6 protein-coding genes are annotated in these 7,022 nt (G+C 70.4%); 3 read left to right on the top strand and 3 right to left on the bottom strand.

Annotation, left to right across the window (positions count from 1 at the left end):
* On the top strand, positions 1-2,568 hold a 2,568-nt coding region (locus CW362_RS21330), incomplete at its 5' end, for a tetratricopeptide repeat protein (RefSeq protein ID WP_206301011.1).
* 366 nt (positions 2,569-2,934) lie between these two features.
* The gene (locus CW362_RS21325) at positions 2,935-3,618 is read left to right on the top strand and encodes a DUF4389 domain-containing protein (protein ID WP_103551100.1); all 684 of its coding nucleotides are present in this window, start codon (positions 2,935-2,937) and stop codon (positions 3,616-3,618) included.
* A 306-nt stretch (positions 3,619-3,924) separates the two neighbouring features.
* Here CW362_RS21325 and CW362_RS21320 read toward each other — a convergent pair whose 3' ends face one another.
* The 3 genes from CW362_RS21320 to CW362_RS21310 are packed head-to-tail and all read right to left on the bottom strand — an operon-like array spanning position 3,925 to position 6,263.
* The gene (locus tag CW362_RS21320; RefSeq protein ID WP_103551099.1) at positions 3,925-4,611 is read right to left on the bottom strand and encodes a winged helix-turn-helix transcriptional regulator; all 687 of its coding nucleotides are present in this window, start codon (positions 4,609-4,611) and stop codon (positions 3,925-3,927) included.
* A gap of 9 nt (positions 4,612-4,620) precedes the next feature.
* Positions 4,621-5,319 carry an alpha/beta fold hydrolase gene (locus tag CW362_RS21315; RefSeq protein ID WP_103551098.1) on the bottom strand — a complete coding sequence of 233 codons (699 nt, stop codon included), beginning with the start codon at positions 5,317-5,319 and terminating at the stop codon, positions 4,621-4,623.
* Positions 5,316-6,263, bottom strand: a complete 948-nt coding sequence (locus CW362_RS21310) for an LLM class flavin-dependent oxidoreductase (RefSeq protein ID WP_103551097.1) — start codon at positions 6,261-6,263, stop codon at positions 5,316-5,318. The genes CW362_RS21315 and CW362_RS21310 overlap by 4 nt, the downstream gene beginning before the upstream one ends.
* A gap of 99 nt (positions 6,264-6,362) precedes the next feature.
* Between CW362_RS21310 and CW362_RS21305 the strand changes: the two genes are divergently transcribed.
* Positions 6,363-6,791, top strand: coding sequence for an organic hydroperoxide resistance protein (locus CW362_RS21305; RefSeq protein WP_103551096.1), 429 nt, complete (start codon positions 6,363-6,365; stop codon positions 6,789-6,791).
* Positions 6,792-7,022: the final 231 nt, after the last annotated feature.

The raw sequence follows: 7,022 nt of genomic DNA, 5'->3' as shown, positions 1-7,022 counted from the left end.
CTGGTCCTGCTCCTGCGCGACGGCTTCACCGGAGAGCTCCCCGGCAATCGCCGCGGCGAACGTCTTCCCGTGATGACGATGGCCGACGTCTACGAAGTCCTGCGCGAGCGGCTGAAAGGGCGCACCGTGGAGGGCCACCGGGTGCCGGCCCCGCGGATGAGCACCCGCGACAGCGGCCACCGCATCCCCCTGGCCGCCAACCGGGCCCACACCCCGCACACATCGTCACCGCCCCACCTGGCACCGGCCGCCCCGGTACCCGGCTCGCCGGCCAAGGTGCACACGGCCTACGCGGCCACCCGGTACTTCACCGGCCGGGAGGACGAGCTGACGGCGCTGGCCCGGGCGGCCGAGCAGCCGGCCGCGGTGTGCGTCGTGCACGGACGCGGCGGCCAGGGCAAGACCGAGGTGCTGCGCGCCGCGGCCGCCCGTGCGGGGCACCGCTTTCCCGGCGGCTGTCTGGAGATCGACCTGCGTGGCTGGACGCCCGGCGAACAGCCCCGTGACCCGCACATGGCCATCGCCGAGCAGCTCCACCATCTGGGCTACGGCCCCGAGCGCATCCCGGCCGACCTGACCGCCCGTACCGAGACCTGGCGCCTGCAGCTCGCGCAGCATCCCGTACTCCTGCTGCTGGACAACGCCCACAGCGCCAAGCAGTTGGCGCCCCTCCTGCCCTCGGCCGGCTCGCCGAGCGTCGTCATGATCTCCAGCCGCTCGGAATTACCCGAGATCAGCGCACACCTGAGATACGAACTGAGCCCTCTGCCCACCGAGGACTGCGTCACGGTCTGGCACAAGATGGGCATCTCACAGGACGCCGACGACCTCGGCCGGCTGGCCGACCGCATCAACGGCAGCCCGCTGGCCCTGGGCCCCGTCGGCACCCGCCTGCTGCGCGGAGCCCACCCCACCGCCATCCTCGCCTCACTGGCCGGTCCGAACCGTCACACGGCCTTCCCCGGCCTGGACGCAGCCGAACGCGACGCCTTCGACAGCGCCTACACGGCCCTCGACGCCGACCTGCGCACCCTGATCCACCACTGTGCCTGGCACCCGGGCCCCGACTTCGCTCCCGACTCCCTCGCCGCCATGGCCCAACGACCCGAACACGAGGTCGAAGTCCGGCTCACCGAGATCGAACAGATCCTGATCCGCAAGAACAACCGCTACAGCCTCCACGACAGCAGCCTCGCCTACGCCCGCCGGACAGCCGCACACCACTGCACCCAGGACGAAGAGCGATCCAGCAGATCCCGGCTCTACCACCACCTGCGCACCGGACTCCGCCATGCCCGAGACGCCCTGAGCACGAGCGGGTCCCAGGACGAGCAAGAGGCGCGAACCGCACGCAGGTGGCTCGACGCCCACACCCAGGAACTCCAGTCCGCCGCCCACGCCTCCAGCACGGACAAGTGGCAGGGCGCAGCCGATTTCCTCAATGCCGTCGGTAAAGCGCTCTACATGGATGATCGTTACATCGAGGCCGAGGGGATCTTCCGGACGGTCCTGACCACCACAGCCCCTGGATCCCTCGAGCAAGCCAACGCCACCTACAGTCTCGGTGACGTCCACCAGCAGCGGGGTCGCTACGACGAAGCCACCACCGCCTACCACGACGCCCTGATCACTTACCAAGCCATCGGCGACCGCCATGGTCAGGCCAACACCACCCACAGCCTCGGCGAGGTCCACCGGATGCAGGGCCGCTACGACGAAGCCACCACCGCCTACCACGACGCCCTGGCCATCTACCAGGACCTCGATGCCCGTATCGGCCAGGCCAACACCATCGACAGTCTCGGTGACGTCCACCGGTTGCAGGGCCGTTACGACGAAGCCACCACCGCCTATCACGACGCCCTGGCCATCTATCAGGACCTCGGCAAACGCCATGGTCAGGCCAACACCATCGACAGTCTCGGCGAGGTCCACCGGTTGCAGGGCCGTTACGACGAAGCCACCACCGCCTATCACGACGCCCTGGCCATCTATCAGGACCTCGGCGACCGTCTAGGTCAGGCCAACACCATCTACAGTCTCGGTGACGTCCACCAGCAGCAGGGCCGTTACGACGAAGCCACCACCGCCTACCGCAACGCCCTGGCCATCTATCAGGACCTCGGCAGCCGCCTCGGTCAGGCCAACACCATCTACAGTCTCGGTGACGTCCACCAGCAGCAGGGCCGCTACGACGAAGCCACCACCGCCTATCACGACGCCCTGGCCATCTATCAGGACCTCGGCGCCCGCCTCGGTCAGGCCAACACCATCTACAGTCTCGGTGACGTCCACCGGATGCGGGGTCGCTATGACGAAGCCACCACCGCCTACCACGACGCCCTGACCGTCCACCAGGCCATCGGCGACCGTCTCGGCCAGGCCAACACCACCCACAGCCTCGGCCAGGTCCACCAGTCGCAGGGCCGCTACGACGAAGCTGTCGGGGAGTTCCAGAAGGCAAGAGATCTTTACAGCGAGCTGGGCATCACCGAGTGGGCCGATCGCTGCCAACTGGCTGCGAGCGAAAGCGAAGCCGCCAGGGCGAAAGACGCGGGTTCCGGGTGAGCCGTCGGCGCGAGCCTCAGCCGGACGCCGGTCGTGCTCAGGTCGTGAGGATCAGCTCCTGCACAGAGGCACGGGGTGGTCGGGCCGGCCTTCACAGGGATCTGTGAGCACGGCTCGACATGGATCACCAAGCCGCGTTCACAGACCATCAGGCAGGTGAGCCGGACGGCGCGGCGAAGCGTTCCGCGGTGTTCCCGGGCCGCTGTCCCTCCCGGGCGGGCCCGTCCGAGTCGCGGCCCTCCACCTCGCGTGCGAGCCTGAAATTCATGATCAGGCGATCGCCTCGCTGCCTGCCCACCCGCCTTTTCGGGTGAGGGCAGCCGCCGGTGGCCGCCGGGCGGGGACACTCGAAAGGAGTTCGGCCACATGGTCCCTGGCACCGCGTCACCCGTGCGTATCGAGGCATTCATCGATCCGCGGCTGTCCAGATGGATGTGGCTGGTGAAGTGGTTCCTCGCCATCCCGCACTACATCGTGCTGTTCTTCCTGTGGATCGCGTTCGCCTTCGTGACCTTCGTCGCGTTCTTCGCCATCCTGTTCACCGGCCGCTACCCCCGGTCCCTCTTCGACTTCAGCGTCGGAGTGCTGCGTTGGAGCTGGCGTGTCGGCTATTACGCCCACACCGCGCTCGGCACCGACCTGTACCCGCCGTTCACCCTCGCGGACGCGCCCGACTACCCGGCGCGTTTCGACGTCGCCTATCCCGAGCGTCTCTCCCGCGGTCTGGTCCTGGTGAAGTGGTGGCTGCTGGCGATCCCGCAGTACGTCGTCGTCGGGATTTTCGTCGGTGGCTGGGGCTGGGGCGAAGAGGACAGTTGGCGTGGCGTCGGCCTGATCCCCTTTCTCTCCCTGGTCGCCGTGATCATCCTGGCGTTCACCGCCCGGTACCCGGTTCACCTTTTCGACCTGCTGCTCGGCCTGGCCCGCTGGGCCGCACGGGTCGCTGCCTATGTCACGTTGCTGACCGATGAGTACCCGCCGTTCCGCCTGGACCTGGGCGGGCAGGACTCCCTCCTCATGAAGACCCCGGCGACCGGTTCCGATCGGTAGCACGAGCGGGGAAGGGGCCGTGTGGTGGGCCGGGGCCGCGGCACGCCCGGTTCGGCATCCGGGGCGAGGGAGCACCTGTGGCGCGGCGTGACCTTCGGGCGTCGGTGCCGGGGTCGTTCCGCGGGCCGACGGATCCGCCCCCGTCGTCGTCGCGGAAGGTGACGGCTTCCTCGCCGGTACCGAGAGGGTCTGCGGGCGAGGTCTGACATGGATCGTCGAGCAGCGTTCACGGACCGCTTCCGCCGAGGGCTCCGGGCCACCGGTCGTTCCGGTGGGATCAGGAGTCCGGTGGGATCAGGAAGGTGATCAGGACGAGGCCCGGTCCGACCTCCGGGGGTGCGGGGGAGGCATGCGGAACAGGCCCCCCAGCCTGCGCAGCGCCTCGCTGTCGCCCGACGCCGACGCGGCACCGTTCTCGATCGCCTCGGCCCAGGTGAGGCCCCGGCCGGTCAGGCTGAGAAACGCGTCCGTGCCGGTCGTGACGGTCGCGTCCGGGTGCTGGGCCGGTCCGTGCAGTGCCTCGATCGTCCCGTCGTCGATCCGGGCGTGGAAGACCTCGTCGTCGATGCGGAACTCGTACACCGCGCGCAGTCCCGTGGCGGCCTCGGGGTCGAAGCAGGCCCGCAGGCCGAGCACGGCCCAGCCCGGGTGGAACGTCTCGGTCGCGCGCGGTTCGCCCATCGCCCACTTCAGCCCCCACCGGGCCAGTTCCAGGATCGCCGGCCCGAGTTCCTCACCGGCTTCGGTGAGGGCGTAGGCGGCGGTCCGGGCGGGCGGGGGAAGCGTGACCTTCTGGGCCAGACCCTCGCGTTCCAGATGCTTCAGGCGCGCGGCCAGCAGTCCGGTGCCGAGGCCGCGCAGGCTGGCCTGTAGGTCGCCGAACCGTTTGGGCCCGGTCAGCAGCTCGCGGATCAGCAGCAGCGTCCAGCGCTCGCCGACGAGGTCGAGGGTGCGCGCGGTCGCGCAGTACTGGTTGTACGTTCGCTGTTCCACTTCATCACTCTAGACTCGGCGCTTCTCGTTCTTGAACGAAGAGATCTCCACGAGCATCCGGGCGAGCGGCTCGGGCCGGGTGAGCATCACGTCGTGCGGGCCGTCCAGCGCCCGTGTCCGATACCCGACGGCCTCACCGAACCGGTCGAACGGGTAGGTCCCCGGTTTGCAGTGGACGGCGGTTCCGGGGATCCGGTCGACGGCCCCGGTCAGACGGGTGATCTCGGTGAACGTGCGCAGCGGCTGGGGGAGCAGGCGCGCGGCGAGCCAGGCCGTGTCGTCGGTGCCGACGATGCCGAACGCTTCCGGAGGCGGGGCCGGGATCCGCCGTCCGTGCCCGGACGTCTCGGCCGCCGTGCGGATCGCGTCGACGAAGGCGTCGGGGGCCAGGGTGAACATGCCGGAGCCGTCGGGCCCGGCCCATCCGTCCACGAGGACGATGTGGCCGACGGCGTCGGGCCGCGCGTCGGCCGCCTCCCGTACGACCAGGCCCGCGTAACTGTGCCCGACCAGTACGAGCTCGCCCTCCTGCCGGACGGCGTCGATGGCGGCGACGACCGTCCTGGCGTCGTCGTGGAGCCCGCGGTCTCCGGCGGTGCCCAGGTCCGGGGTGAGCGTGCGCGCCCCGGCGGCGTGCAGCAGCGGAACGATCCGGTCCCAGGCCCACGGGCCGTGCCAGGCGCCGTGGACGAGAACGAACGTGGTCATCGGTGACGCTCCTCGCGCAGCAGGGGCAGGACCTGGTCGGCGAACTCCTCCAGGTCCGCCTCGTGGTCGTCGGTGGCCAGGCGGATCACGAGGTGGCGGGCGCCGGCCGTGGCGTAGGAGACCAGCCAGTCGGCGGCCTGGCGGGCGGTACCGGCGAACAGGGCCTGGATCCGCGCGATGACGTCGAACGGCGCGTTGTAGTAGCGCTCGACGCTGGTCCGCAGGCGCCGGCGTGCCTTCTCCGGGTCCTGGTCCAGGCAGAGCGTCGCGTACAGGGCGGGGGTGACCGGGCGGGGCGCGGCCGCCTGCTCGATGACCTGGTGTTCCTCCGCGTACGTCGTCCACTCGGGCGGATAGGGGAGCCAGCCGTCGGCGAGGCGGGCCACGCGGCGCAGCGCCGGCACGCCGCCTCCGGCCAGCCAGATCGGCGGGCCCCCGGGACGGGACGGCGGGGGCGCGATCCGCACGTCCTCGAAGGCGAAGTGCTCGCCCCGCCAGGACACGGTCTCCCCCGACCAGAGTTTCCGCATGACGGCGATCGACTCCTCCATGCGGCCGGCGCGGCGCGCGAAGTCGATGCCGATCGACTCGAACTGGGCACGGGTCGCCGGGTTCGGGAACCCGCCGCCCATGCCCGCGATCAGCCGTCCGTCCGACAGCCGGTCGAGGGTGGCGAGCTGGTGTGCCAGCAGGATCGGATGACGCAGCGCCGGCAGGAGCACCGCCGTGCCGAGCGTGACCCGTTCGGTGGCCTGGGCCACGGCGGCCAGCAGCAGCAGCGGATCCGCGCGCGGCCTGGTCACGGGACTGTCGCCCGCCCAGACCGAGTCCAGCCCCAGTTCCTCCGCCCGCCGTGCCTGGACGACGAGCCGCCTCGAGTCGTGCTCACCCAGAACGGACTGGTCACGTGTCGGCAGCAGGTAGCCGACCTCCAGCTTCGCCATCTTCCCTCCCGGTCGTCGCGAGGCTCCCGACCCTAGTTGTTGACTTCTTGTTTTTGAAGTGACAGGTTCAGATTACGGTAGCGACTGAAGGAGTTCAGGATGTCCAAGGCGCTCTACACGGCGCAGGCGCACGTCACCGGGGGCAGGGACGGCCGCGGGAGCACGTCCGACGGAAGGCTGGAGCTGGACCTGCGGATGCCCAAGGAGCTGGGCGGGGACGGCGAGGGCGCCAACCCCGAGCAGCTCTTCGCGATCGGGTACGCCGCCTGTTTCAGTACGACGCTCGCCCTGGTCGGGCAGCGGGGCGAGCTCAAGGCCGACGACGCGGAGATCGACTCGCATGTCTCGCTGGTCCCGATCGACGGCGGCCGCTTCGAGCTCGGCGTCGAGCTGCGGATCTCGCTTCCCTCGATCGCCGGGGAACAGGCGCTCGAACTGGCGAGGACGGCCCATCAGGTCTGCCCGTACTCCAACGCCACGCGCGGCAACATTGACGTGACGCTGGTGGTCAACGGCACCCGGCTGTGACACCGGCCCCGCTTCTCCCGGCCGGGGGGAAGCGGGGTCTCCACACCGTCGGCGGCGCGGAACCGTCCGGTCGGCCCCTCCGGTGAGGCCGTACGACGTCACGCGGACGAGCGGACGCTCGCCGGCCGCGACGTCGTCCCGCTCGGCCGGCGGCTTTCGCGCGATCGGCGCCGAGGCCCGCGCCGACTCCTGCCGCCCGGTCGCCGCCCGCCCGTGTGAGGGTTCGGCGGT

Origin of the sequence: Streptomyces populi (genome assembly GCF_002911015.1) — a bacterium.
Taxonomy (GTDB): Bacteria; Actinomycetota; Actinomycetes; order Streptomycetales; family Streptomycetaceae; genus Streptomyces; species Streptomyces populi.
The sequence above is the reverse complement of the archived record's forward strand: the minus strand, read 5'-3'. Positions and strand labels throughout refer to the sequence as shown.

Excerpts from the sequence above, each read along its gene's own strand:
- CW362_RS21325 (WP_103551100.1), top strand. The coding sequence starts at position 2,935 with ATGGTCCCTGGCACCGCGTCACCCGTGCGTATCGAGGCATTCATCGAT.
- CW362_RS21315 (WP_103551098.1), bottom strand. The coding sequence starts at position 5,319 with ATGACCACGTTCGTTCTCGTCCACGGCGCCTGGCACGGCCCGTGGGCC.
- CW362_RS21310 (WP_103551097.1), bottom strand. The coding sequence starts at position 6,263 with ATGGCGAAGCTGGAGGTCGGCTACCTGCTGCCGACACGTGACCAGTCC.
- CW362_RS21305 (WP_103551096.1), top strand. The coding sequence starts at position 6,363 with ATGTCCAAGGCGCTCTACACGGCGCAGGCGCACGTCACCGGGGGCAGG.